Genomic DNA, 25,981 nt, shown 5'->3' on the forward strand with positions numbered 1-25,981 from the left:
CTACAACCCAAACTCACTCAATAAAACAAAAACGCTGAATCCTTTGTCTCGCAAAGGTTTCAGCGTTTTCTTAGTTAGCGTCCCAGGAGGGATTCGAACCCCCGACCCACAGCTTAGAAGGCTGTTGCTCTATCCTGCTGAGCTACTGGGACATGACATAATATCAAAGTGGCAGTTGAAGCAACTTTGCTAAGCAGCTTTCCCGACTCTCGGATATTTCAATAAGTTGAAAAAGTATGTATGGAGCGGGTGAAGGGAATCGAACCCTCATCATCAGCTTGGAAGGCTGAGGTTTTACCACTAAACTACACCCGCGTTTTGATAATCTCTTATTTCGTTATGTAATGAGTAAAATTATGGTCCGTTCGAAGCGGACAAGAACAATTATATATAAGAAGTAGTGCCTTTGTCAATAGGTTTGCAGCAAAGAATCAGTCCTTTGCTGCAAGTGATGTTTCCAATTTCAAATCTTCGATGAGTTCCCCGTTGACATGATAAAACTGAAGCTGCACCTGAGCGAGCGTTTCCCACTCTAAAATGGCGTAGGTGGGCTCGTCCCGGTCTCTTGGCAACCTTGCACTACCCGGGTTAATAAATAAAGTGTCTTTTACTTTCTCAGCACCTGCTATGTGGGAATGGCCGAAACAAGCCACTTGAGCACCCACCTCTTCAGCCTTGTAAGAAAGGGGCATTAAAGTGGATTTCACTTGGAATAGATGGCCATGGGCCACTAAAAAAGTCAGGTCTCCGACTTCCACAACCTGCTCATTTTCCATTTCAGGTTCAAAATCACAGTTTCCCTTTGCGTAATAGAACCCTTCTAACTCAGCGGAGTTGTAAGGTAATTCTGAATCTCCGCAGTGGATCATCGCATCAACATTTTCATGTCTTTGTTTAATTTCCACTACTTCTTCTGTTAATCCATGACTGTCACTAATAATCAATACTTTAGGCATTAATCAACACCTCTTTCAAGCTTGAGTCTTAAGCCATTCTTCTATTTGTTTAATTGCGTGATGGCGATGACTTATTTTATTTTTTTCATCTGAAGTATGCTCTGCCATTGTACGCGAAGCACCTTTTGGAATGAAGACAGGATCATAACCGAACCCTTGATTACCCTGTGGCTCGTTGGCAATGCTGCCTTCACAGGTCCCTCTTTTTACAATAGTTGCAGCCCCAGGACGAGCTACTGCAACAGCACATACAAACCTTGCATCTCTTTGACTTTCCGGGATACCTTCTAGATTGTTCAGCAGTTTTTGTAAATTTTCATTGTCATCTTTCTCTATTCCTGCATATCGTGCGGAATAAACCCCCGGTGCGCCATTTAAAGCATCTACTTCTAATCCTGAATCATCTGCTACAACAGGAATATTCAGCTGTTCCATCATTGTTTGAGCTTTAATGACGGCGTTCTCTTCAAAAGTCGCGCCAGTTTCTTCTATATCAATACTTTCGTCTAAGTCGAGAAGAGACTTTACTGATATATTATATTTTGAGAACATATCTCGGAATTCACCGACTTTTCCTTTATTCTTAGTGGCCACTAATAATTCTTTCATGGTTTATTTAGTCACTCCGGACTTTGCACGAATGACATCTGCCCATTCACCGATCGCTTCATCCTGAAGTTTAATTATATCTTCTACGCCTTTTTCTGCAAGAGCAAGCATTTTTTGTAATTGCTTCATTGAGAAAGTAGCTTCCTCTCCCGTTCCTTGCACTTCAACAAATTCCCCTAGCCCTGTCATGATGACGTTCATATCTACTTGAGCCTTACTGTCTTCTTCATAGCACAAATCAAGTATTTCATTGCCATCAGGTAATACACCTACAGAAATAGCTGTCAGAAAATCTGTAATGGGAAGTTCTTTAATGGAGCCTTTCTTCACTAATTTCCCTAAAGCTATTACGACCGCAACGAAAGCTCCTGTAATCGAAGCCGTACGTGTACCTCCATCTGCCTGTATGACATCACAGTCTACCCAAACGGTACGCTCACCAATTTTATCTAAATCCACGACAGCACGTAAGGAACGTCCAATCAAACGTTGGATTTCCATTGTCCGGCCGGAAACTTTCCCTTTAGAAGACTCACGGATATTCCGCTGTTCAGTTGCTCTTGGCAGCATTGCATACTCTGCTGTAATCCATCCTTTTCCTTGATTACGTAAAAAAGGAGGCACACGGTCTTCTACACTAGCGTTACATATTACTTTTGTATCGCCAAAACTGATAAGTACGGACCCTTCTGGATGTTTCACATAGTCTGTTTCTATTGTAACGTTTCTTAATTCGTTAACCTCACGATCATCATTTCTCATAGATGAACGACCTCCTTTTTCTACATCATTATCCTTGCCCATCTTAACACAAAATACATCCACTCGGTAGTTTAACCAAAAAGGAAGAAGCGTTCCAAAAGGGTTAACTTTCGGAACGCTCCTTTCTCATCAAGAACTCTTATACTTCTTCTGCTCCGCTGATATCTGAGCGGGAAACCGGTTCTGCAAGTGGTTCTCCAGATTCATTCATCACCTGTTCTGCACCATCCACCTGTACCTCTACGGATTCTACATCAGAAAGATCTGTCAAACTCAACACAAGGCTTGCTAATGCTGCATTAGACAATGAAGGATTGTCAGCCCCTGTTAATATTTTCTCATTGAAAGATACAGACAACACGCCATTTTCAAGTCTGGAACTGACCATTTCCGCTCCTTCATTGAAAGGATTCATCAGAGAACCACCTAATTCTGGTCCTTTGAGGAGTGCTTGTACCATAGCTGCATATTCATCCTCCCCTTTCTCCACCCTAGTGGTTACAGGGACGTGATAAACCTGGTCACCGTTTTGAGCTGGGAAATAAACGGTGACGGCTTCACTGTTCAGTACATCAGTTTGAACACCCACAAGATGGTTAATCCCGTCAGAGCGGGAAACCCCTTTTGTAATTGGGGTCCCGTCTACAGGCATAACTTCTTGTTCATGACCATTAATCCACAACTTAATACGGTTTACATTATCAAATTGGGTTAATGTATATGTCATCGCTTGAAGAATCTTTTCTTCCTCTTTCGCATCGTAATTACGGAATTCCTCTGAAACATCAACGACCAATGTTCCATCCTCTTGAGGGTTCAAACCTAATATCTGTGTTCCCGCTGGTAAAACGGCCTGGAATCCATTCGGAAGAAGGTTTGTTACAGGTCCATCTTTCACTAGATATTCCAATGCCTGAGCGGCTACCTCCTTGGATGCAGGGAGCTCTAAGGTCTGAGGGGCAATCATACCATTTGCATCCATCAAGTACAGCTCACGCGCAACGGTGGATGAAGCAGATTCACCTTCCGAATCTTCGCCAGCCCCATCTGTTTCTTCCCCATCTCCTTCGGGTTGAGGTTCCTCACTACTCGGATCCGGCGTCGTGGTCGCCTCCTCTTCTGGTGTATCCATTTTCTCTAACGATTGCTCTCCTTCAAAAAGGCAGCCTGTCAGCAACCCTGTACTCAATAATAATAAAACTACAAGCAAAAAGGGTTTGTAGCCATACTTCTTCATAGTTTTCCCTCCTGAGATAGATTGTACTACCATATATACGAGCCCCATGGAGGATTAGACCAGAGAATTTCAGACCGCCTTTGTATAATACGCCTTCTTTGATTAGAATCAGTTCAAAAGAATCTGATTAGATCTTTCGTTGAGTATGAAGTAATATATGTACGCCAGTACTTTTCAGGCTAAAAAGAGCGGGAGAACTTATGTCGTACTGCATGTAAAAAGCTCAGCCATCAGAGGGCTGAGCTTTTTACACTTTCTAATTCAACTAATTTCAGAATTTTTATCGGTTCTTCAAACCAGCTATTTGCTACCATGCGGAACTTTTCCATATCACCAGTCGTATAAAATTCATGTTCAGGAGGAGTATCATACGTATCCAGGGCTTTATGGTAAGCAAGAATCAAACTAGCTTCTCTTGCAGTTTCTTCACCTGAACTGATGACCTGGATATGATTTCCCATTTCTTCCTGTACCAAATCCTTGATTAATGGATAATGTGTGCAACCAAGTATCAATGTATCAATATGATTCATTTCCTTCAAAGGCTGTAGTGTTCTGGAAACGATCCCTTGTGCTTTTTTACCTGTCAAAATACCTTCCTCCACCATAGGTACGAAAGGCGGACAGGCTAGATCATTGACACGAATCGCCTGATCGATGGACTTCAAGGCTTCAGGATATGCCTTACTCTGTATCGTACCTTCCGTGCCTATGACTCCGATCCGTTTATTTTGACTCACTTTGATGGCAGCCCTTGCCCCTGGTTCTATGACTCCGATCACTGGGACTGGTAATTCTTCCTGCAGCTCTTCTAATGTATAAGCTGTTGCAGTATTACAAGCAATGACGAGCATTTTTATATCTTTTCCTAATAAATGATTCACCATCTGCCATGTATAAGCTCTCACTTCTTCTTCTGAACGAGGGCCATACGGACACCTTTTCGTATCTCCCAAATAGATGAATCTTTCTCTTGGCAGTTGACGCATCAGCTCACGAGCTACAGTTAAGCCGCCAACGCCTGAATCAATGACTCCGATCGGTTGTTTCACTTCGCATCCCTCATTTATTGCTTAGTTGTCCTGCTCCTGGTCTGTTTCTCTCATTTTTTCATGAAGTACATGCAACAGACGGTTTAAAGTATCCACATCATCCTCCGATACATCTTTAAGAACTTCCTCTAAGTAATTTTGCCGTTTTTCAATCACTTCATGTATGATCTGCTTACCTTTCTCTAATACATGTATACGTACGACCCTGCGATCTTTAGGGTCTCTCACACGTTCCACTAAATCATTGTTCTCCATGCGGTCGACCAAGTCAGTAGTCGTACTGCAAGCTAAATGAATATAATTGGAAAGTTCACCTATCGGCATATCCCCTTTTTCCAATAACCACTGCAGTGCAACAAACTGCGGTGCTGTAATCGGGTAATGATTCAAGATTACTCGTCCTCTTTGTTTCACGATTCCAGATATGTAACGTAGTTCCTTCTCTACATCTGCCACCGTGGACGTCTGTTGTGATTTTGTCACCTTCAGCACTCCTAACGAAAATACTTTGTAAACCTTATTCTCATGGTTATGCGGTAAAAATTCAAGGTAATTGATATTAATTATACAAAAAACCCTTCCAGGTATAGCTTAAAATCACAATACCTGAAAGGCTTCTCCCATTCCAAAAACAATACCGTGCTTTTCTATGGAGATTACAATTCCAGTTCACCCATACGTAGCAGTTCAACAACTGCCTGTGACCGTCCCTTCACCCCTAGCTTTTGCATTGCGTTTGAAATGTGATTCCGCACAGTTTTCTCTGAAATAAAGAGCTCTTTTGCGATCTCCCTTGTCGTTTTGTCCTGTACTAGAAGCTCGAAAACTTCTCGCTCCCGCTTGGTAAGAATTTGTGTTGGCCGATAGCCGTCCTCCTTCACAAGCGCACCCCTCCTTGTTGTTTCTGAGCTATTAAAAGGGGAATTATTTAGTCAATGTATCGTATGAGTCGGAAGGTTGCCCTGTGCTACGCTTTCATGATTTAGACACAAGCCCGAGCTCTTGAGCTTTAAAAAGGGCTTCAGTCCTGGAGCGGACATTCAGTTTATTGAATATCCCGGTAAGCGTATACTCGACACTCCTCTGCGACATGTGTAACGTTTGGGCGATCTCCCGATTGGTAAAACCAGATGCGACTTCTTTCAAAATCGATTGTTCTTTTTCGTTCAACGAAAATCCATTGCAATCGGAGGAATCAGATGTTTCACTTACACTCGCTTCTGAACGGCGCAATTGTTTGAACAAGTTCAAGGGAATCACTACCTCGTCCCTGGAAGCACAACGGATAGCCGTTACAAGTTGTTCGCTTGTCGCCGTTTTACTTACGAAGCCATTGATATCTGCTTCCACCAGCATATTGAAATGGGTGCTCAAATCAAACCCAGTATATATGAGCAATTTTAAGTCAGGGTATGTTTTTCTAATACTTTTGGCCAGTTCAATTCCATTCATCCCCGGCATGTATAAATCAAGCAGTAAAATATCATACTGATTCTTTTTCAGCAGCTGTTCTACCTGTTCATTTTCATAGGTGACATCCACCTTCATATCCGCTTCTTGTTCCAACATTGATTTAGTACCAGCCCCTACTGCAGGGTGGTCATCTACAATCAAAACTTTCGTCATACTTGAACCTCCTTGTTAGCCGTACAAGGAAACGTAACAATCGTTTTAAACCCTTCTCCCGGCGCTGTCTCAATTTCTAAGTGACCATTCAAACCGTTTACACGCTGTTCAATTCCAGAAAGACCAATATGGGAGAACAGATCCCGCCTTACGGAATAATCCATCCCTTTTCCATTATCTGAATATAACAACATGACTTGATTTCCATCATTTGATAAAGATAACTTCACTATTTTAGCATCTGAGTGTTTCATTGCATTCGTCAAAAGTTCCTGAACAATCCGAAAGATTGCCAGAATCCGTTCTTGATCCAATTCTGCATCGAACCTTTCATTGGTGAAGTACACCGTAAAATTCGATCTTAACTGATATTGATGAATCAAGTTTTTCAATGACTGAACGAGACCTAGTTCTTCTATGAACGCAGGGCGTAATTCATTACAGGTCTCCCGGATCAAATGAATGCTGTCGAGCAGAGACTCCTTGTACATCATAAGTTCTGCATGCAGGCTCCGAGTCAAATCATCCCTGTGACCGATTAAATCATCCATTCTTCTATAAAGATACAACTGTTCCTGAAGGACTGTATCATGCAAATCAATGGATAATTGCTTTCGCTGATTCTCCGCAATCGTGAATAATAATCTGGACAGCCAAGTCGGGTACTTTTGCGTTTGATCATTCTTCAATGTGCGCAGTTCTTTCACTAAATCTTCAATCAGATTCATGTTTTCAATCGCGATGTTCGCATTATATGAGATGGTTTGTAAATAGGTTTTCTCATCGCGGTTCAATGTAGTATAGTCCTTTTTCCCTTTACACCACATCATAGTTAATTTCTCTAAAGAAAATCCAACGATCACTCCGAAACCTTTTTCAGTCTCAATGATAGACCCGATATCAAAACTATGATCATTCAAGTGTTCGTGAAAGTGATCTATGATGTCTTGAGGAATCTTATCGTATACACAATACATGTCACGATCGTTATGTTTGGAATAAATATAAATTTCCCTCACATTCAATACGTTCCGCACTTCGTCTCTCATCACCTTCATTAAGTCGACAGCATTCGATTGGTCTTTCATATCCTGCGCCATTCTGTGCATACTCTCCTGATAACTATAACGGGCAGAAAACAGATAACGCTGCAAACGAAAATCCAACACTTCTTTAAGAGACAAGAAAATAATCAGTGCCCCATGTATAAATAAATAGTTTTGTATATAATCGATCACTGATAAGGAAGCTGGTATTAACCACCCGATGGCAAAGGTTAAGATCAAACTGGGAATAACAGAAAGAATAATATAATACCTTACACGACTGATGACAAAATTTATATCAATCAATTGTTCTCGAGTGACTAAATACATGAATGTAATCGGCAAGGCAATCAGAAAGACTGCCCCTATTTCGAGGGAAATGATTTTAATGCCAAAAGTCAAAGCCGGGATTAAATACAATAATATATAAGGGAAGAAAGCAATCGTCATCCCGATCGCCATATAATTGAATATTGGACCTACAGGAGATTTCTTATATATAAAGAGGCCCCGATAAATTATGAAAAAGAGGACAATATATAAAATCATTAGTACAGCGCCTGGGACAGAGTTGAAATAATCTGGGTATTGCTTCGTAATCAGAAAATAACTTTCAAAGAAAGAGACAAGAAGTACGAAGGAATATAGAAAATATATTATTTTTTTCGAAAACCAGTAAATTTGTAACTCTTGAAAATAATTATATAAAAAATGAACCAACATAACAGGAGAGATTAAAAATAAACTCGTGTTTAAGAACAAACTATATAAATCATCCCTCACTGCACCACTATTGCTCAAATAACCAGTAGCAACCGCCAAGAAAAACAATATTAACTGCTCAGCTGAATAACGCTTTGGGACACGTTTGTGAACAAGATAGGAGATTCCTAAGATAACGATGAAAAAGAGTACAGGAAGAATAATATATAAAATCCAATGCAAAGGACTCGATTGATTTATGTTTTCATATAAGATTTCTCTCCCTGTATATTCTACTAAAAATGATTCAGCCTTTTCCACCTCATCAAACATAGATACAGATTGATGTTCTCCAGGTTTATTGCCGTTAATGGACTGGATCTCTCCACCAACTGGGACACTATGACGGTCCGCCCAGCTGCCATTCTCCACATTGACAATGACCCATTCTTCCTTTTGCTTATCTACATCAATACCTAAAAAAGGTTGAGTAATGGAATGTATAATCAAGTAACATGCTGATAATATGAAAAATGATAAAACGATCCATTGGGACCATTTGAAATTACGCATACTATATCCATCCTTAAACGAATTCAATCAAGTCTATTATACTATCGATAAGAAGTCCTACAACCCCTTGTCCTATAGAAATTATTGTAACTTTTCACCCCTGTACTAAAAGAAAACAAATTAAAGACGAACACACACGTTTCAAATGTCATTTTTCACAGGAAGGAGAGCATCGAAACCCTTGGATGAGCGGACAGTTACGGTGTGTTTTAAAGATTATATTTCAAACGGAAAAAGACCTCTGTACTTTTTAAAGTACAGAGGTCTTTTAAATGAACTTTATACCCGTTGATCACTGCCAAAGAAACTCTTGAAAGATTCAATGGCTGTATCACGGTTCAAGGCAGCAATTGAAGTCGTCAATGGAATTCCTTTTGGACAGGCCTGCACACAGTTTTGTGCATTTCCGCATCCCATTAAGCCTTCTTCATCCATAATTGTCTGAAGTCGCTCACTCTTATTCATTTCCCCTGTCGGGTGAGAGTTGAACAAGCGAACTTGAGAAAGCGCAGCTGGACCTATAAAGTCAGATTTATCATTTACGTTCGGACAAGCTTCCAGGCATACCCCGCATGTCATACATTTGGAAAGTTCGTAAGCCCATTGACGCTTACTTTCAGGCATCTTAGGTCCTGGTCCAAGGTCGTGTGTTCCATCAATCGGAATCCATCCTTTGACTTTCTTCAAGGAATCGAACATGCGACTGCGATCCACAGCAAGGTCGCGATTAACAGGGAATGTTGTCATTGGTTCAAGACGAATCGGTTGTTCCAACTGGTCGACTAGAGCAGTACATGATTGCCTTGGTGTACCATTGATCACCATAGAACAAGCCCCACAAACTTCTTCTAAACATCCCATGTCCCAATAAACCGGTGTGGTCGCTTCTCCGTTTGCATTGACGGGATTACGGCGAACTTCCATCAGAGCGGAGATGACATTCATATTCTCACGATAAGGTATCTCAAACTTTTCTTCGTAAGAGGGCTTATCTGGATGATCTTGACGGGTGATAATAAACGTTATCGTTTTATTTTCGCTCATGATGCATAACCTCCTTTATTTACTTTTCGAATAATCACGTTTACGAGGTTCGATTAATGATGTATCCACTTCATCATATCGGAAGACGGGCTTGTTATTTTCTTTATCATAACTAGCTACTGTCGTCTTCAAAAAATCTTCGTCGTTTCGTTCAGGGAACTCTGGCTTATAGTGTGCGCCACGGCTCTCGTTACGGTTATACGCCCCTTGAGTAATTACTCGCGCTAACTGAAGCATGTTCCAAAGCTGACGTGTGAACATTGCGCCCTGGTTGCTCCAACGGGAGGTATCGTTGATATTAATTCGTTTATAACGATCCATCAGTTCCAAAATCTTCTCATCGGTTTTGAGAAGTTTATCATTCTCACGCACAACGGTTACATTATCCGTCATCCATTCACCAAGTTCTTTATGGATCTGATAGGCGTTTTCATCGCCATCCATGTTCATGATATCTTCAAATTTCTGTTGTTCTTCTTTCACTTTTTCATCAAAAAGTGCTGAAGTCATGTCATCAGAAATTTTATCGAGACCTTCGGTATATTTCACTGCATTCGGTCCTGCCTCCATACCACCAAAGATAGAGGATAGTAAGGAATTCGCACCCAGGCGGTTACCACCATGCTGGGTATAATCACATTCTCCGGCAGCAAAGATGCCTGGAATGTTTGTCATTTGGTCAAAATCAACCCACATACCACCCATAGAATAATGGACAGCTGGGAAAATTTTCATCGGAACTTTCTTCGGATCGTCTCCTACGAACTTTTCATAAATTTCGATAATACCGCCAAGTTTAACGTCCAACTCTTTAGGGTCTTTATGAGACAAGTCCAAATAAACCATGTTTTCGCCATTGATTCCCAGTTTTTGGTTTACACACACATCAAATATTTCACGTGTGGCAATATCACGCGGTACAAGGTTTCCATAAGCCGGGTATTTCTCTTCAAGGAAATACCAGGGCTCACCATCTTTATATGTCCATACTCTTCCACCTTCTCCACGAGCAGACTCGCTCATAAGGCGGAGCTTATCATCTCCTGGAATGGCAGTAGGATGAATTTGAATGAACTCACCGTTTGCATAGTCAACCCCTTGCTGGTAAAGAGCGCCCGCTGCGGATCCAGTATTGATGACAGAATTCGTGGACTTACCGAAAATGATTCCAGGCCCGCCAGTTGCCATGATAACTGCATCTGCTGGAAAGGCTTTGATTTCATGGTCGCTCAGGTTTTGACCGACAATTCCACGACTGATGCCTTTTTCATCAACAATCGCCGAGAGGAATTCCCAGTTTTCATATTTAGTAACCAAACCGTTCACTTCGTGGCGACGAACTTGCTCGTCCAATGCATATAGTAGCTGTTGACCAGTCGTAGCACCTGCATAAGCGGTACGGTGGTGTTGAGTACCTCCGAAGCGGCGGAAATCAAGCAATCCTTCCGGTGTACGGTTGAACATGACACCCATACGGTCCAACAAGTGGATAATTCCTGGTGCAGCATCACACATTGCTTTTACAGGAGGTTGGTTTGCTAGGAAATCCCCCCCATATACTGTATCGTCAAAGTGTTCCCATGGTGAGTCTCCTTCACCTTTTGTATTAACAGCTCCGTTAATTCCACCTTGGGCACATACAGAGTGAGAACGCTTAACAGGTACAATAGATAACAGATCTACGTGAACCCCTTGTTCCGCTGCTTTAATTGTTGCCATTAGGCCGGCTAAACCACCACCGACAACAACAATATTTCGATTTGTCATGATTGAAGCTCACTCCCTTAAATACTAAAATCTACCTCTACATGTCTAAAATTGAGTCAATATAAATTTAACTGCCGTATGCAAATTGGATCAGTGTACGTACACCGACATAAGAAATGGCAACGAAAATGATAATGCTCGCATAAGTCATGATCAATTGTGAGCGTGGAGATACAGTGATCCCCCAGCTGACGAAAAATGACCATAATCCATTAGAAAAGTGGAAAGTAGTTGATATTACCCCTACTATGTAGAACCAAAAGAAAAACGGCTCAGTAAGGATGCCTTCCATCAACTGGTAATTCAAGTCAGCCCACCCGAAACCGATGGCAATCCTTGTTTCCCAAACATGCCATGCGATGAAAATGAGCGTAATGATTCCAGTAATTCGTTGGAAAATGAACATCCAGTTTCTGAAATAACCGAAATTCGATAAGTTGCTCTTAGCTGTGAATGCAATATACACCCCATATATGGAATGAAATAATAGTGGTAAGAAGATAATGAAAATCTCCAGTACATAACGATATGGCAAGCTCTCCATGAAATGAGCTGCTGCGTTAAATGCTTCTGGTCCACGTGTTGCAAAAAAGTTCACAGTCAAGTGTTGGATCAAAAAGATTCCGATAGGTACTACTCCTAAAAGTGAATGCAGTCTTCGATTGACGTATCCGCGTGTTCCCGCCATATTTACCCCCCTCATGATGATAGCAGATTAAAAACAACATTATTCAGACAGTTAAGCGCTTTTATAACAACTTAAAAATAATAGGAAAAGCCCCTCTTTCCTAATACACGTCTGACGAATGTGCAATTTGTGACATGTTTATTGTACTTCTATCATGTATAAGCGTCAAGAAAGCACGTTTATAAAATCCTCAAAAATACACATTTATTTCCTTTGGATTAAATGAAATAATTATCATTGCGCCGATTTCCATTTCGAGTGATAATAAAGGATAGAAAGGAATGAGCGTTTTGAAAGAATCTACAAAGTTAACGACCAGCAACATTTCATCGCTTGTAGGCACTGGAGCAGGATTCGACCTGATGCGTTATTATACTCTCCCTGACTTTTTGGGAAAGGATGCTCCCTATCTACTCTATTACATGGGAAAAAACATGGCTAGACAGACAAGCATATCCACCTTTGAGGAGCTTTATGAATTTTTCCAGTACATGGGATGGGGAGAATTGAAACTGGTGCAGGAAAAAAAGAAAGAAATGAAATTCCACCTCACGGGCCATGTGATAGAAAAGCGACTTCATCAACAGATATTTCATGTCGAGTTTCGTCTAGAGTGCGGCTTTTTATCTGAAACCATTCAACAAATCACCGAACATACATATGAGTGTTTTGAAGAAAAGAACACAAAAGAAAATTTCATTGAAATCAAAGCTATGAAAGGTTGAACGGTTATCAGCAACTAGTGAGTTCACTTACCCCTGTCACTGTTCAACAATCCACAGAAGAACCAGCTGTCAATCTTCCGCTGGTTCTTCTTCTTGATTTAAGTGGATTAGTATCGTATTCGCTACAGGTTCCGGCACGCCTAATCGTGTAATTTCATTCAATTCAGCATTTTTTATATCATGCAATGATTTAAAATGACGAAGCAGCAACCTTCTTCTTTTTTGGCCGACCCCAGGGATGTCATCCAACTCAGATTGAATGGCCCCTTTCCCACGCAATTGCCGATGGAATGAAATTGCAAAACGGTGCACCTCATCCTGGATCCTTTGCACTAAGTAAAACTCCTGTGATTTCCGGTCCAAATCAACTGGAACAGGTGGATCCCCATAAAGTAATTCGCTCGTTTTGTGTTTATCATCTTTCGCTAAACCACACAGAGGAACATCCAGCCCTAATTCATTTTCCAACACATCAAGGGCTGCTGTCATTTGTCCTTTTCCTCCATCCACCACAATCAAGTCGGGAAGGGGAAGATCCTCTTTCAACACACGTTTATATCTGCGCCTTACTACTTCTCTCATCGTTTCATAATCGTCAGGTCCTTCGACATCCCGTACTTTGTACTTTCTGTATTCTTTTTTATTTGGTTTGCCGTCGATGAAGACGACCATCGCTGAAACCGGGTCGACCCCCTGGATATTTGAGTTATCAAAAGCCTCTATGCGATGCGGTGTTTCTATATGAAGATGGTTGCCTAAAGATTCAACAGCTTTAATCGTTCTTTCTTCATCTCTTTCAATTAATGCGAATTTCTCTTCTAATGATATTTCGGCATTCTTCATGGCCAGCTCAACCAGTTCTTTCTTTCTCCCTCTCATCGGAATATGAACTTTCGTTTCAAGTGCACCTTCTAAAACATTCACATCTGTAGCCACCGGTACAAGAATCTGCTTAGGATATGGGTGGTTCTGGTGTAAATAAAACCGTCCAATATAGCTCAGGAATGTTTCTTCAGGGTCATCAAAGAACGGAAATAGAGCGACATCACGTTCAATCAATTTACCTTGTCGAACAAAAAAGACCTGAACACACATCCAGCCTTTATCATAGGAATACCCAAAAACATCTCGATCCACTTGGTCATTCATTGTCATTTTCTGCTGTTCCATCACTGATTCAATGTGTTCGGTTTGATCCCGCAGTTCTTTCGCCCTTTCAAAATCAAGATCCTCTGAAGCTTCATACATCCTTTTCTTAAGATCCTTCTTAATTTCAGTATGCCCACCATTTAAGAAGGAAGTGATGTTCTGGACAATTTCTTCATTCGTATTTTTAGAAACCTTGAATTCACACGGACCTAAACATTGATGCATGTGATAATAAAGACAAACACGATCCGGCATGGTATTGCATTTTCTCAGTGGATATAACCGATCCAGTAATTTCTTTGTTTCACGGGCTGCGATAACATTAGGATAGGGTCCGAAATACTTCCCTTTATCTTTTTTAACATTCCTTGTCACAATCAATCTGGGGTGGCGCTCAGCTGTAACTTTCAAGTATGGATAGGTCTTGTCATCTTTAAGAAGGACATTATACTTTGGATCGTATTTCTTGATTAAATTCATTTCCAAAATCAAAGCTTCAATCTCTGAAGTTGTTACTATATATTCAAAATCTATGATTTCACGTACTAACCGCTGCGTTTTGCCATCATGAGCTCCAGTAAAATAAGAACGAACCCTGTTTTTTAAAACTTTAGATTTACCTACATATATAATGGTTCCATTCTTATCTTTCATCAAATAGCATCCGGGCTGGTCAGGCAATACTGCAAGTTTTTCTTTTATCGTTAAATTCATAATGATTCACTCCATCACTTCGAGAAGTTTATATAAAGAAAATACCACACTGGTGAAAAGTTATGCATTATAAAAGCCGCGCTGCTTGGCAACGCGGCTTTTATAACGGAAAACTCATTCTTAGGAATGCTTAGAAATCAATTCAGCCAGAGCTTCTTTAGGTTGGAAACCGATCACTTGGTCTACAACTTGCCCGTCTTTGAAAAGAAGGAGTGTCGGAATACTCATAACTCCGTACTTACCAGCTGTCTCCTGGTTCTCATCTACATCCAACTTAACGATTTTCACTTGATCGCTCATTTCTTCATCTAACTCTTCAAGTACAGGAGCGATCATTTTACAAGGTCCACACCAAGGAGCCCAAAAATCAGCCAGGACAAGTCCTTGTTTTGTTTCTTCAGTAAAGTTTTGATCAGTCGCTTTTACAATTGCCATACTATAATTCCTCCTCGACCAATAGTCTGTTTAGAGTATATCACTATCTATTTTTAGTGACTAACAATTTGTTTATACCTTATTTAAACACGGAATAAAGCCGAAGCCAAATATTTGGCTTCGGCTTTAAGGGAAAAATTATGCGTTGACTTTCATTTCTTTCACTTCTTCGATCAATTTAGGTACGACATCAAACAAGTCTCCTACAATCCCATAGTCAGCTACATTGAATATGTTTGCTTCTGGATCTTTATTGATCGCAACGATTACTTTGGAGTTAGACATTCCCGCTAAGTGTTGAATTGCTCCTGAAATTCCGCATGCGATATACAAATCAGGGGTAACGACTTTCCCTGTCTGCCCAATTTGCAAGGAATAATCACAATAACCAGCGTCACAGGCTCCCCGCGAAGCTCCTACGGTTCCACCCAGGACTTCTGCCAGTTTTTCCAAAGGCTCAAATCCTTCTTCACTTTTCACACCGCGGCCACCGGCAACGATTACTTTCGCCTCGGATAAGTCGATACCATCCGAAGACTTACGAAGAATGTCCTTGATCACTGTGCGGATATTCGTGATCTCCACATCTTTTTCAGTGACTTCTCCACTCAATGAATCGTTACGCTCCATTGCAGGGATATTGTTCGGACGGATAGTAGCGAAAATAAGTCCATCTGTTATTTCTTTTTTCTCAAAAGCTTTACCTGAGAATATCGGGCGCGTGAAAACGATATTGCCACTTTCAGCAACAACTTCAGTAGCGTCCGATATTAAACCGGATTCAAGTTTACTTGCTAATTTGGGTGTCAGATCTTTGCCGATAGCCGTGTGACCCATAATGATTCCCTCTGGAGACTCATCTTCAATCACTTGATAAACCGCCTGACCATAACCATCAGATGTATACGTTTTCAATTCCGGGTTTGAAATTGTAATTACACGTGCCGCTCCGTGATAAACCATTTCTTGACCCATTTCGTTCAAATCACCATCACCACATAAGACTCCGACGACTTCGCCTCCGTCACTCACGATATTTGCTGCAGCAATAGCTTCAAACGTTACATTACGTAATGAACCTTCTTTAGTTTCTCCGATCACTAATACTTTTTTACTCATAACGATTCTCCTTTCCCTTCCTCTATTTACAGTACTTTAGCTTCTGTTTTCAGTAACGAAACGAGTTCTTTCACTTGATCATCTACTTCGCCTTCTAGCACTTTACCAGCTTGTTTTTCCGGTGGAAGGAAAATCTCAGTAGTCTTCGTCTTAGGTTCAACATCATCTTCATCTAGATCGAGATCGTCTATTTCCAATTCATCCAAAGGCTTTTTCTTAGCTTTCATGATTCCTGGTAAAGATGGATATCTAGGCTCGTTCAACCCTTGCTGGCAAGTAACGAGCAATGGAAGACTTGTTTCTACTTTCTCTACATCCCCTTCAACATCCCTTTCAATATTGACGGTCGATCCATCAATGTCAATACTTGTAATCGTCGTTACACAAGGGATATCTAAACGTTCTGCTAAGCGTGGACCTACTTGGCCACTAGCTTCATCAATTGCTACGTTTCCTCCTAAGATGATATCCACTTCACGATCCTTGAAGAATGATTCCAGAATTTTCACTGTAGTGAACTGGTCCCCTTCCTCAAGATCGTCTTCGGTATTGATCAGGACAGCCTTGTCAGCCCCCATTGCTAATGCGGTTCGAAGTTGTTTCTCAGCTTCCTCTTCCCCAATGGTCACGACTGTAACTTCTCCGCCATGCTCCTCGCGGATATTGATGGCTTCTTCTACTGCATATTCATCGTATGGGTTAATGATGAATTCAGCACCATCATCTTCAATGACCCCGTTGTTGACGGAAATTTTCTCTTCTGTGTCAAAGGTTCTTTTCAGTAAGACGTAAATATTCATGTATATTACCTCCTGGACTATTGATCTTTAAATGCTGGACTTCTTTTCTCAATAAATGCCTGTATGCCTTCCTTGGCATCTTCATTGCCAAATACTTCACCAAATGCTTTTGCCTCTGCGCTTACACCTGTTTCAAATTGCGAAGTGTGGGCAAATGGAATCAAGTTCATCACATGATTTATTGTCGGGCCACTTTTACTGGCAATGGCTTTCGCAAGTTTTTCTGCTGCAACAAAAAGCTCTTCATTCGTAAAGCTTTGGTTCGCCAATCCTATTTGCACGGCTTCTCGTCCTGATATCGGGATACCTGATAAAATCATTTCGTAAGCCTTAGCTGTCCCTACATGCCGTGGAAGACGCTGGGTTCCAGCGAATCCCGGAATAATTCCGAGGTTCAATTCCGGCAAACCCAATTTTGCATCATCAGTTACATAACGTATATGGCAGGACATAGCTAACTCTAACCCGCCACCTAAGGCTGCCCCATGGATCGCAGCAATAACTGGTATGGGGAAGTGTTCAATTCTGTTGAAAAGTTCCTGGCCTTTTCCTGACAATTCTGTATAATCAGAAGCTCCCTGCAGGGAAGTAAATTCTTTAATATCTGCTCCCGCCGAGAAAAATTTGCCCTCACCCTTCAACAATATCGCTTTTACAGAACAATCCTTCTCGATTTTATCCAGCTCTTTTGAAAGATCTTGCAAAATCGTACTTGATAATGCATTGGCAGGTGGACTCTGGATGGTTATCTCCGCTACGTTTTCCTTGACTTGCAATGTTAAAGTAGACAAAATGACATCTCCTTTTCACTGACCGTTATGGGCTAATCCATGAATAATCAAGCTATGGACTTCTTTCGCCTGGTCTACTATGTTATATCGCTGGTCCTTCATGACCCAATTGGTCACCGTCTCATCCATAGTGCCAAAAATCATTTGACGTACAAGACGGCGATCAAGGCCAGTGCGGAACAGCTTTTCCTCAACACCCTCTTCAACGATTTGATCAATGACTTTAAGGTAGCGTTTCAATACAAGATTGATTTTTTGTCTCAATTCTTTGTTTGATTGACGCAATTCCAACTGTGTCACAATCGCAAGATGATGATCGGCAGACAGCTGTTCAAAATGAGTGTGGATCAGAGTGAACAGTTTTTGTTCAGCTGACTGCTTTGAGGTTGTTTCCTGCTCAATTTTTTCTATGAACTGCCCCATTTTTTCTTGGAACAGAGATACGAGGATATCTTCCTTGTTTTTAAAATAAAGATAAATGGTTCCATCAGCCACTCCCGCTTTTTTTGCGATCTTTGATACTTGTGAGGAGTGGTATCCATTTTCAGCAATGACTTCGACTGCTGCATCGATAATTTGTTTGAACTTAGGTTTGTTTTTTTTCACTGTCTATCTCCGCCTATCCATACCGAAAATGAATGAATCATCATTCATCTATTATTCTACAATCAAGGAAATATTCTGTCAACTTTTCTTTTTAGAGACACTACTGAACACTCTCAGACTCCTCATACTTCTGTTTTTCTTCCTCAATTAATGTGCGGCGAAGAATTTTACCAACAGCAGTTTTAGGTAACTCATTACGGAATTCGTAAAGACGAGGGACTTTGAAGGCCGCCATATTCTTACGGCAATATTCATTCAACTCTTCTTCTGTAATATCACTGCCTTGCTTTTTGACGATAAAAGCTTTTACTGTCTCGCCACGATATGGGTCAGGTACACCGACAATGACCGCTTCCTGTATTTCCGAATGCTCATAAAGGACTTCCTCAACCTCGCGTGGATAAATGTTATAGCCACCAGCGATGATCATATCCTTTTTACGGTCAACTATATAGAAATAACCATCTTCATTCATATAACCCATATCTCCAGTCCTGAACCAGCCGTCCTCACTTAATACTTGGGCTGTTTCCTCAGGCTTGTTCCAATAACCTCTCATTACTTGAGGACCTTTAACAACGATTTCGCCAATTTCACCGTGATCAGATTCTTCATCCGTTTCCATTTTGAAAATCTTAGCATCTGTGTCAGGCCATGGGACTCCTATGCTGCCACTGACTCTTTGCCCCCATACAAAATTGGAATGGGTAACAGGGGAAGTTTCTGTAAGACCATATCCTTCTACAAGTTTTCCGCCAGTCACTTCTTCAAATCGTTCTTGTACTTCGACTGGTAATGGCGCTGAACCACTGATGCACGCTTCTATAGAAGACAAATCATATTTCTTTAAGTCTGGATGATTCAACAGGGCAATATAAATGGTCGGAGCTCCTGGGAACAAAGTGGGGCGTTGTTTTTCAATCACTTTCAAAACGTCTTCAGGTTCGAACTTCGGCATAAGCACCATTCGATTCCCCATCATGACCGACAAATTCATAACAGATGTCATACCATATACATGGAAAAAGGGAAGGATGGCTAAAACAGTTTCTTCACCATCTTTACATTTGTACAACCATTTTTTAGACATTTGGGTATTTACGACTAAATTATAGTGCGTGAGCATTACACCCTTCGGAAAACCGGTGGTGCCTCCAGTGTATTGTAGAAGAGCCAAGTCTTCCAGAGGATCGATTTCAACAGGCTTTACATCTCCACTGCTTGTTTTCAACATGTGTGTCCATAAATGTGTATCTGTAGATTGTTCTGGTTTAACAAGCACTTGATATTGCCTTTTTTGAATAAACGGGTAAATTTTGTTTTTAGGAAACGGCAGGTAATCTTTAATACCTGTCACAATGATGTGTTCTAGGGACGTGTCTGGTTTCACATTCGCCGCCTTCGGATAAAGGACATCCAAACAAATGATCATCTTGGTACCCGAATCATTCAATTGATACTCCAATTCCCTTTCCATATACAATGGGTTTGTCTGAACGACGATTCCACCAGCCATCAGCACTCCATAATAAGCGATGACGGATTGTGGACAGTTGGGAAGCATAATCGAAACACGGTCACCTTTTTTTAAGCCTAAACTCTGCAGATAACTGGCGAGGGACTGTGCCTGGTCGTACACTTCCTCATAGGTAAGTTCTTTCCCCATAAAATAAAGCGCTTTCTTTTTACCGTAAACTTTTGCACTCGCTTTCAAATAATCGTGCAATGGACGATTATCGTATTCCAGGCTGACTGGGACTTCTGGTGGATAATGCTTATGCCATGGACGTTGAAAGGTTGTCATACATGCATGCCTCCCTTTTAGTTGTCTTCTATTCTATTATAACGACTAAAGAATCATTTTTGAAATATTATTTTAAATTTTGAAAATTTTACATAAACAGCGGGGAAGTTATGAAAAAAGTCCTTTCCGAAGAAAGAACTTTTTAATTATAGGATGAAGAACAGTACACCAACAATTAGGAATAGCGTAGCTACCACCATCAGTATTTTAGCTAAAGTTTCCACAAATCTCTCCCCTTAAATGATATTCGCTCCAATCACGTAAGAAAGTCCTACAGATATGATTAACGATATAAATCCGACCGCCCGGTTATCAGCCGCTATTTCCTTATCGATTTTAAAAGAAGGGGTTAGAAATTCAAAAATGAAATAGCCAAATAAAAGAAGGACAAAACCATATAACCCCCACCCCATCGTTTGAATGAGTGAATCATTATGTTCAATCGAAAAACGAAAAATATTAGCGATTCCGAATATCTTTCCTCCGGTAGCCATAGCTACTGCGATATTTCCTTTTTTTATTTCTTCCCAATTGTTATATGAAGTCACGATTTCGAAAACTGCCATGAAAACGATGAGGCAAAGGACTACGACACTGTAGCGTGCAGCTGTTTCGACTAACGTATATTCCCAAAAAACACTCATATTCGCCCTCCCCCTTACCTTTCCATTTTAACGGAGTTCTAATACAGTAACTCCACTTCCACCTTCATTCATTCCCCCGGCACGGTGGCTGGAGATATTCCGATGGTTCTTAGCGAAATTTTGGACGGCTGTTCTCAGTGCTCCTGTTCCTTTTCCGTGGATGATGGAAACTGTAGGATAACCAGCAAGCAACGCGTCATCAATGTACTTCTCTAATTTGTTCAAAGCATCTTCATATCGTTCTCCTCGAAGATCGAGCTCTGTTTTCACATGAAAGCTCTTCCCTTTTACAGTCGCCATCGGCTTCTCTTTATATGGCTGTTTTGCTTTTACGAACTCAAGTTCCTTACGTTTTGCTTTCACCTTCATAACGCCTACTTGTACCTGATACTCATTCTTACCTGTCTGCTCAACAATGGTTCCTTGTTGATTCAATGTGAGCAGCTTCACTTCATCACCAGAGTTCAGTTCTTGAGTATCTCTCTTAGGTGCCGGAGACTTCTGTTTCTTTTTAGCTAATTCCGGCTGAGCTTCTTCAAACATCTTACGAGCTTCAATCCACTCATGCTCTTTCATTTGAGCCTGTGATTTCATGTTACGGATTTCACCAACAATGCCTTCCGCTTCTTCTCTTGCTTGTCGAATCGCCTTTTCTGCTTTTGCTTCCGCTTTCTCGTAAAGCTTCTCACGCTGCTCTTCAAACTGATTCCACTTGACCTTCAATTCATTTCTCAGATCTTCAGCTTCCTGAAGGAGACGCTCAGCTTCATTATAATCGTGTTCAGCTTCCCGTTTGGATTCTTCCAAGGACGCAATCATATTTTCGACACTTTGAGAGTCGACACCAATGTGACTTTTAGCAGAGTTGATAACAGATTCATCCAATCCCAGCCTCCTGGATATTTCAAATGCATTACTGCGCCCTGGCACTCCGATAAGCAAACGGTATGTCGGTCTGAGAGTTTGGATGTCAAATTCAACAGAAGCATTGATGACTCCTGGACGATTGTACCCATAGGCTTTCAGTTCAGGGTAGTGAGTTGTTGCAATAACTCTTGCATCCCTTTGCACTACTTCATCCAAAATGGACATAGCTAGCGCGGCACCCTCCTGAGGATCCGTTCCCGCTCCTAATTCATCAAATAGCACAAGTGAGTTATGGTCGACCTCTTTTAAAATATCAACGATGTTTGTCATATGGGAAGAAAAGGTGGACAAGCTCTGCTCAATGGATTGCTCATCGCCGATATCAGCGTACACCTCATCGAATACAGCTAGCTCACAACCGTCCAAGGCAGGAACTTGCAGCCCAGATTGGGCCATCAAAGTAAACAAACCCACCAATTTCAACGCAACTGTTTTACCACCTGTGTTAGGACCTGTGATGACTATCGATGAATAATCTTCGCCGAGCTCGATGTCATTCGGGACCACTTCATCTCCAGGGATTAAAGGGTGTCGAGCTTGTTTCATCTTAATTCGGCCCTCATCGTTCATGTTTGGCATCGAAGCTCTCATGAGCTTGCCCAATTTCGCTCTTGCAAACATGAAATCGATATAGCCTAATACTTCAACATTTTCATATAAGGTTTGATGATTTTCTGCAATGGTCTCAGAAAGTTCCTTTAAAATCTTTTCCACTTCGTTCTTTTCTTGTACTCGGGACTCTTGAAGTTGGTTGTTCAAATCGACAACTGTCTGCGGTTCTATGAAAAGTGTAGCGCCAGAAGACGATTGATCATGAACGATACCACCGATCGATCCTCTGTATTCTTGTTTAACAGGGAGGACGTATCGTTCGTTACGAATGGTTACGATGGCATCTGAAAGCATTTTTGCCTTCGACTTTGTAAAAGCATCCATCTTATCCCTGACACGGCTTTCATAGGTACGGATTTTGGAGCGGATTGACCTCAATCTCTCAGAAGCACCATCCATCACTCCACCATTCTCATCAATACAATTTCTAATATCGTTTTCGAGTTCCTTCATTGGTACGATTCCTGTGATCATTTCCCTCAGAATCGGCATTTCAGGTTCATCCATATCTTCCACAAACCTTTTCAACTGCCTGCCGCCATATATGGTACTTGCAATATCCAGGCATTCCATCGCACTCAGAATCCCCCCAATGGTTGTCCGTTTCAAACTCGGCTTAATATCAAAAATTCCGCCTAGTGGAACATGTCCTTTCAAACGTAACACTTGTGCAGCTTCGTCTGTTTCCATTTGCCATTTACGAACCTGGTCTATATCAGAGGAGGGTTTCAGACCTGCTGTCTTTTCTTTCCCTAAAGACGATGCAGTTTGTGCATTTAATTGCTCTATGATTTTTTTGAATTCTAATACATGAAGGATGCGTTGATTCATGTGTAACCGTCTCCTTTTATTGCTGTTAATGAATGTTGAATTTATCCATTAACTGTTGTTTGGTCCATGTGTTTATTACCGTGCTTTTCCTCAACCACCCTTTGCGGGCTGCACCTATTCCTATATTCATGTGGTCAAGCATTGGATAACTGTGGGCATCTGTGTTAATTGCTATTTCAACCTCTTCTTCCTGGGCCTTCATCAACCATTCCCAGTTCAAGTCCAAGCGATTCGGATTAGCATTAAGCTCAAGAATCGTCCCTGTCCGCTTCGCGCCTTGAATCAAGCCTTCTAAGTCAACAGCATATCCTTCTCTCCGTCCGATCAACCTTCCGGTAGGGTGCGCGATCATATTCACATGCGGATTTTCTAAAGCGTTTGTCAATCGTTCCATTATTTTGTCTTCTGACTGTTGGAAACTTGAATGAATAGATGCGATTACAAAATCCATTTCTTCTAAGAAATCGTCATCAAAGTCCAGGCTTCCATCAGGAAGAATATCCATTTCAATGCCAGCAAAAATATGGAAGTCATCCATCGCTTCATTAACTTTTTGTATCTCTTCACGCTGTGAGCGAAGACGCTTTTCATTTAATCCATTAGCTACACGCAAAAATTTAGAGTGATCCGTAATGGCGATATACTCATATCCCTTCGACTTTGCACGCTCTGCCATCTCTTTTATGGACTGAGCTCCATCACTCCACGTTGAGTGCATATGGAGATCTCCACGAATATCTTTCAAATCAACTAAATCGACAGGTTCTTTGAACCTATCTACTTCTCCATAATTTTCTCTCACCTCTGGAGGAATGAAATGAAGGTTGAAGTGTTTAAAGAAATCTTCTTCGCTATCAAAGGTTTTGACTTTCCCACTTTCTACATTCTCGATTCCATATTCACTTATTTTTTCATTTTGCTGCTTTGCCAGCTGTCTCATGGCAACATTATGATCTTTTGAACCTGTAAAATGATGGAGAGTCGTAGCAAATTCTTCAGGTGCTACGATGCGGAAATCAATGCCGATATCATATCCTTCATTGACGACAATCGACACTTTCGTTTCCCCTGAGGCGACTACATCCTTGATATCTGGATAAGATAGCAATTCGTCCCTTGTGTCCTCAGGTTTTTTTGATGCAATGATAAAATCAAGATCTTTGATCGTTTCACGCATCCGTCGTAAACTTCCGGCTCTTGAATAGCGGTCGAAAGTTTGAGCCTCTTCCAAGAACGATTCGATCTTTTCAGCTAATGGCAGCATGTGAGCAATGGGCAGACGCTCAGGTCTGGAATGAGCATCTTCTAATGCTTTCAACATTTTCTCAGCAGACTTTTTGCCGAAACCTTCAAGCTCTTCTACTTTTCCGCTCTCTAAGGCGTCCTTCAGTGATTCGGCATCTGTCACTTCTAATTGCTTATAGAGCTTGGCCAATTTCTTTCCGCCAAGCCCTGGAAGGTCAAGTAAAGGAACAAGACCTGCCGGAACCTCTGCTTGCAACTGTTTTAAAGTATCAGACTCTTCATTCTTTAAAAATTCATCGATGACAGCTGCTGTCCCTTTACCGATCCCTTGCATTTTAGTGAAGTCCTCAATTTCACTGAGTGAACGGTCATCTCTTTCTAAAGCCTGGGCAGCTTTTCGATAAGCAGATATTTTAAAAGGGTTTTCCCCCTTCAACTCTAAATAGACAGCAATTTTCTCTAATAATTTTATTACCTGTTTTTTATCAATAGCCATTTAAAGATCTACTCCTTTTCATGGTTTCAATTTTATAGGGAGCGAGGTAATGGGCAGACGCATTTTAGCAGCTTCCTGCTTCTTTCAAAGTAGTCTTTTTTCAATGCCATCTCCAAACGATGAAAAAGAGCCGCCATGATCGAAATCATAGCGGCTCTACCTGCATCTTTTCTAAACGTCCCTAATCAGCCTGCTACATGCTCAATCCATAATGTTTTCAACTGTTCCGAAAACACCGGCGTATGTTCTACAATCAGCTGTGCAAGCATCGACCCGTCCAGAGCACTTTGAACACCTGCAAGTGGAACAAGTGCCGCTATGTACAATAACACAAACAATATGACATAGTTTTCGATGAAGCCTAGAATTCCACCCAATAAGGTATTTAAAGAACTCAGGATCGGGAGTTCTGACACGAAGTCCAGCATCGAAGCAATAATATGTAAAATGATCTTAGCTCCGAAGAATATGATGGCAAATGCTATAGCATTATAAAAACCCTGCTCCAATGGCAGATCATCTAAGAAAACAGCCCATGAAGAATCTTGTGGCAACTCAGGGTAGGGGACCCATAAAGTCAGTTTCGGTGCCAAATCATCATAGTAAATCACTGCAAGTACAAAGGCTATTACGAAACCGATCAAATGAAACAGTTGAAGGATAAACCCTCTTTTCAAACCAGTCAAAACTCCGATAAATAAGATGAATAATAGCAATAAATCAATCATAATCTCAGTTGTCCTCTTTCTCTTTCTTTTCAATATAGTTCATCAGTTCTGTACACTCTTCCTTCAATTTCATATATTCGTTCATTGTATTCACAGCGGTCAATACGGCGAGCTTTGCCGTATCTAGACTAGGGTTCGCTTCATGAATTTCACGCATTTTCTGATCCACCAGACTAGATACCATACGGATATGATGGGGCTCCTCATGACCAACTATAGTGTAAGACCGTTTATTGATCTCCACTGTAATTCTTTTTTTTCCTTGGTCTGACTGCGACACATACATACCCCCT

Annotated in this window: 25 protein-coding genes and 2 tRNA genes; 1 reads left to right on the top strand and 26 read right to left on the bottom strand. The window is 41.1% G+C overall.

The window, feature by feature from the left end:
- Nucleotides 1-78 precede the first annotated feature (78 nt).
- The 14 genes from ACTWPX_RS17555 to ACTWPX_RS17620 all read right to left on the bottom strand — a co-directional run bounded on the left by ACTWPX_RS17555 (nt 79) and on the right by ACTWPX_RS17620 (nt 12,062).
- Nucleotides 79-152: transfer RNA gene (locus tag ACTWPX_RS17555), tRNA-Arg, on the bottom strand.
- Between the two features lie 89 nt (nt 153-241).
- Nucleotides 242-315, bottom strand: a tRNA-Gly gene (locus ACTWPX_RS17560).
- Nucleotides 316-431: 116 nt separating this feature from the next.
- A complete protein-coding gene (locus ACTWPX_RS17565) occupies nt 432-956 on the bottom strand; it encodes a metallophosphoesterase (RefSeq protein WP_443120862.1) in 525 nt (174 codons plus the stop codon).
- Nucleotides 957-971: 15 nt separating this feature from the next.
- The gene (locus ACTWPX_RS17570) at nt 972-1,565 is read right to left on the bottom strand and encodes an XTP/dITP diphosphatase (RefSeq protein ID WP_443120863.1); all 594 of its coding nucleotides are present in this window, start codon (nt 1,563-1,565) and stop codon (nt 972-974) included.
- Between the two features lie 3 nt (nt 1,566-1,568).
- Complete coding sequence (gene rph / locus ACTWPX_RS17575; RefSeq protein ID WP_443120864.1) at nt 1,569-2,327, bottom strand: ribonuclease PH; 759 nt, start codon at nt 2,325-2,327, stop codon at nt 1,569-1,571.
- Nucleotides 2,328-2,466: 139 nt separating this feature from the next.
- Nucleotides 2,467-3,564 (bottom strand): GerMN domain-containing protein, encoded by a 1,098-nt coding sequence (locus tag ACTWPX_RS17580; protein WP_443120865.1) that lies wholly within the window; start codon nt 3,562-3,564, stop codon nt 2,467-2,469.
- Nucleotides 3,565-3,794: 230 nt separating this feature from the next.
- Entirely contained in the window at nt 3,795-4,616 is an 822-nt protein-coding gene (gene racE, locus ACTWPX_RS17585) for a glutamate racemase (RefSeq protein ID WP_443120866.1), read from the bottom strand.
- Between the two features lie 21 nt (nt 4,617-4,637).
- Nucleotides 4,638-5,099: a MarR family winged helix-turn-helix transcriptional regulator gene (locus ACTWPX_RS17590; protein ID WP_443120867.1), complete on the bottom strand. Its 462-nt coding sequence runs from the start codon at nt 5,097-5,099 to the stop codon at nt 4,638-4,640.
- 173 nt (nt 5,100-5,272) lie between these two features.
- Entirely contained in the window at nt 5,273-5,497 is a 225-nt protein-coding gene (locus ACTWPX_RS17595) for a helix-turn-helix domain-containing protein (protein WP_008635211.1), read from the bottom strand.
- A 94-nt stretch (nt 5,498-5,591) separates the two neighbouring features.
- Complete coding sequence (locus tag ACTWPX_RS17600; protein ID WP_281975900.1) at nt 5,592-6,242, bottom strand: response regulator transcription factor; 651 nt, start codon at nt 6,240-6,242, stop codon at nt 5,592-5,594.
- Complete coding sequence (locus ACTWPX_RS17605) at nt 6,239-8,563, bottom strand: ATP-binding protein (protein WP_443120868.1); 2,325 nt, start codon at nt 8,561-8,563, stop codon at nt 6,239-6,241. Before ACTWPX_RS17605 ends, ACTWPX_RS17600 begins: the two co-directional genes overlap by 4 nt.
- Before the next feature lie 279 nt (nt 8,564-8,842).
- Nucleotides 8,843-9,607 carry a succinate dehydrogenase iron-sulfur subunit gene (gene sdhB, locus ACTWPX_RS17610; RefSeq protein WP_128526279.1) on the bottom strand — a complete coding sequence of 255 codons (765 nt, stop codon included), beginning with the start codon at nt 9,605-9,607 and terminating at the stop codon, nt 8,843-8,845.
- A 15-nt stretch (nt 9,608-9,622) separates the two neighbouring features.
- Nucleotides 9,623-11,374, bottom strand: a complete 1,752-nt coding sequence (sdhA, locus tag ACTWPX_RS17615) for a succinate dehydrogenase flavoprotein subunit (protein ID WP_443120869.1) — start codon at nt 11,372-11,374, stop codon at nt 9,623-9,625.
- A 67-nt stretch (nt 11,375-11,441) separates the two neighbouring features.
- On the bottom strand, nt 11,442-12,062 hold the full coding sequence (locus ACTWPX_RS17620; RefSeq protein WP_128526277.1) for a succinate dehydrogenase cytochrome b558 subunit: 621 nt from the start codon (nt 12,060-12,062) through the stop codon (nt 11,442-11,444).
- Between the two features lie 281 nt (nt 12,063-12,343).
- Between ACTWPX_RS17620 and ACTWPX_RS17625 the strand changes: the two genes are divergently transcribed.
- Nucleotides 12,344-12,787, top strand: coding sequence for a YslB family protein (locus ACTWPX_RS17625; RefSeq protein WP_443120870.1), 444 nt, complete (start codon nt 12,344-12,346; stop codon nt 12,785-12,787).
- Nucleotides 12,788-12,856: 69 nt separating this feature from the next.
- Here the strand turns inward: ACTWPX_RS17625 and uvrC are convergent, their stop codons facing one another.
- From uvrC to zapA, 12 genes are all read right to left on the bottom strand, one after another.
- Nucleotides 12,857-14,650, bottom strand: a complete 1,794-nt coding sequence (gene uvrC, locus ACTWPX_RS17630; RefSeq protein ID WP_443120871.1) for an excinuclease ABC subunit UvrC — start codon at nt 14,648-14,650, stop codon at nt 12,857-12,859.
- 120 nt (nt 14,651-14,770) lie between these two features.
- Nucleotides 14,771-15,085 carry a thioredoxin gene (trxA, locus tag ACTWPX_RS17635; protein WP_128526274.1) on the bottom strand — a complete coding sequence of 105 codons (315 nt, stop codon included), beginning with the start codon at nt 15,083-15,085 and terminating at the stop codon, nt 14,771-14,773.
- A 138-nt stretch (nt 15,086-15,223) separates the two neighbouring features.
- A complete protein-coding gene (locus tag ACTWPX_RS17640) occupies nt 15,224-16,204 on the bottom strand; it encodes an electron transfer flavoprotein subunit alpha/FixB family protein (RefSeq protein ID WP_443120872.1) in 981 nt (326 codons plus the stop codon).
- A gap of 26 nt (nt 16,205-16,230) precedes the next feature.
- The gene (locus tag ACTWPX_RS17645) at nt 16,231-17,004 is read right to left on the bottom strand and encodes an electron transfer flavoprotein subunit beta/FixA family protein (RefSeq protein WP_443120873.1); all 774 of its coding nucleotides are present in this window, start codon (nt 17,002-17,004) and stop codon (nt 16,231-16,233) included.
- A 17-nt stretch (nt 17,005-17,021) separates the two neighbouring features.
- Nucleotides 17,022-17,795, bottom strand: coding sequence for an enoyl-CoA hydratase (locus ACTWPX_RS17650; RefSeq protein WP_443120874.1), 774 nt, complete (start codon nt 17,793-17,795; stop codon nt 17,022-17,024).
- Between the two features lie 15 nt (nt 17,796-17,810).
- A complete protein-coding gene (locus ACTWPX_RS17655) occupies nt 17,811-18,401 on the bottom strand; it encodes a TetR/AcrR family transcriptional regulator (RefSeq protein ID WP_128526270.1) in 591 nt (196 codons plus the stop codon).
- Nucleotides 18,402-18,501: 100 nt separating this feature from the next.
- Entirely contained in the window at nt 18,502-20,205 is a 1,704-nt protein-coding gene (locus tag ACTWPX_RS17660) for a long-chain-fatty-acid--CoA ligase (protein ID WP_443120875.1), read from the bottom strand.
- A 236-nt stretch (nt 20,206-20,441) separates the two neighbouring features.
- Complete coding sequence (locus tag ACTWPX_RS17665) at nt 20,442-20,849, bottom strand: DUF350 domain-containing protein (protein ID WP_128526268.1); 408 nt, start codon at nt 20,847-20,849, stop codon at nt 20,442-20,444.
- A gap of 27 nt (nt 20,850-20,876) precedes the next feature.
- On the bottom strand, nt 20,877-23,219 hold the full coding sequence (locus ACTWPX_RS17670; protein ID WP_443120876.1) for an endonuclease MutS2: 2,343 nt from the start codon (nt 23,217-23,219) through the stop codon (nt 20,877-20,879).
- Between the two features lie 25 nt (nt 23,220-23,244).
- Nucleotides 23,245-24,960 (bottom strand): DNA polymerase/3'-5' exonuclease PolX, encoded by a 1,716-nt coding sequence (gene polX, locus ACTWPX_RS17675; RefSeq protein WP_443120877.1) that lies wholly within the window; start codon nt 24,958-24,960, stop codon nt 23,245-23,247.
- Nucleotides 24,961-25,145: 185 nt separating this feature from the next.
- Nucleotides 25,146-25,688 (bottom strand): CvpA family protein, encoded by a 543-nt coding sequence (locus tag ACTWPX_RS17680; RefSeq protein WP_128526265.1) that lies wholly within the window; start codon nt 25,686-25,688, stop codon nt 25,146-25,148.
- A gap of 4 nt (nt 25,689-25,692) precedes the next feature.
- Nucleotides 25,693-25,974: a cell division protein ZapA gene (gene zapA / locus ACTWPX_RS17685; RefSeq protein WP_443120878.1), complete on the bottom strand. Its 282-nt coding sequence runs from the start codon at nt 25,972-25,974 to the stop codon at nt 25,693-25,695.
- Nucleotides 25,975-25,981 lie beyond the last annotated feature (7 nt).

Source organism: Halobacillus sp. H74, assembly GCF_052246715.1.
In the GTDB taxonomy this organism is placed as follows: Bacteria; Bacillota; Bacilli; order Bacillales; family Halobacillaceae; genus Halobacillus; species Halobacillus litoralis_A.

What these genes read in the sequence shown, in the direction of transcription:
- uvrC (WP_443120871.1), bottom strand. Translation starts at nt 14,650, where the DNA reads ATGAATTTAACGATAAAAGAAAAACTTGCAGTATTGCCTGACCAGCCC.
- ACTWPX_RS17580 (WP_443120865.1), bottom strand. Translation starts at nt 3,564, where the DNA reads ATGAAGAAGTATGGCTACAAACCCTTTTTGCTTGTAGTTTTATTATTA.
- ACTWPX_RS17670 (WP_443120876.1), bottom strand. Translation starts at nt 23,219, where the DNA reads ATGAATCAACGCATCCTTCATGTATTAGAATTCAAAAAAATCATAGAG.
- zapA (WP_443120878.1), bottom strand. Translation starts at nt 25,974, where the DNA reads ATGTATGTGTCGCAGTCAGACCAAGGAAAAAAAAGAATTACAGTGGAG.
- ACTWPX_RS17565 (WP_443120862.1), bottom strand. Translation starts at nt 956, where the DNA reads ATGCCTAAAGTATTGATTATTAGTGACAGTCATGGATTAACAGAAGAA.
- ACTWPX_RS17570 (WP_443120863.1), bottom strand. Translation starts at nt 1,565, where the DNA reads ATGAAAGAATTATTAGTGGCCACTAAGAATAAAGGAAAAGTCGGTGAA.
- ACTWPX_RS17665 (WP_128526268.1), bottom strand. Translation starts at nt 20,849, where the DNA reads ATGAGTGTTTTTTGGGAATATACGTTAGTCGAAACAGCTGCACGCTAC.
- ACTWPX_RS17625 (WP_443120870.1), top strand. Translation starts at nt 12,344, where the DNA reads ATGAGCGTTTTGAAAGAATCTACAAAGTTAACGACCAGCAACATTTCA.
- sdhA (WP_443120869.1), bottom strand. Translation starts at nt 11,374, where the DNA reads ATGACAAATCGAAATATTGTTGTTGTCGGTGGTGGTTTAGCCGGCCTA.
- ACTWPX_RS17660 (WP_443120875.1), bottom strand. Translation starts at nt 20,205, where the DNA reads ATGACAACCTTTCAACGTCCATGGCATAAGCATTATCCACCAGAAGTC.
- ACTWPX_RS17680 (WP_128526265.1), bottom strand. Translation starts at nt 25,688, where the DNA reads ATGATTGATTTATTGCTATTATTCATCTTATTTATCGGAGTTTTGACT.
- trxA (WP_128526274.1), bottom strand. Translation starts at nt 15,085, where the DNA reads ATGGCAATTGTAAAAGCGACTGATCAAAACTTTACTGAAGAAACAAAA.
- sdhB (WP_128526279.1), bottom strand. Translation starts at nt 9,607, where the DNA reads ATGAGCGAAAATAAAACGATAACGTTTATTATCACCCGTCAAGATCAT.
- ACTWPX_RS17605 (WP_443120868.1), bottom strand. Translation starts at nt 8,563, where the DNA reads ATGCGTAATTTCAAATGGTCCCAATGGATCGTTTTATCATTTTTCATA.
- ACTWPX_RS17600 (WP_281975900.1), bottom strand. Translation starts at nt 6,242, where the DNA reads ATGACGAAAGTTTTGATTGTAGATGACCACCCTGCAGTAGGGGCTGGT.
- rph (WP_443120864.1), bottom strand. Translation starts at nt 2,327, where the DNA reads ATGAGAAATGATGATCGTGAGGTTAACGAATTAAGAAACGTTACAATA.
- polX (WP_443120877.1), bottom strand. Translation starts at nt 24,960, where the DNA reads ATGGCTATTGATAAAAAACAGGTAATAAAATTATTAGAGAAAATTGCT.
- ACTWPX_RS17640 (WP_443120872.1), bottom strand. Translation starts at nt 16,204, where the DNA reads ATGAGTAAAAAAGTATTAGTGATCGGAGAAACTAAAGAAGGTTCATTA.
- ACTWPX_RS17620 (WP_128526277.1), bottom strand. Translation starts at nt 12,062, where the DNA reads ATGGCGGGAACACGCGGATACGTCAATCGAAGACTGCATTCACTTTTA.
- ACTWPX_RS17645 (WP_443120873.1), bottom strand. Translation starts at nt 17,004, where the DNA reads ATGAATATTTACGTCTTACTGAAAAGAACCTTTGACACAGAAGAGAAA.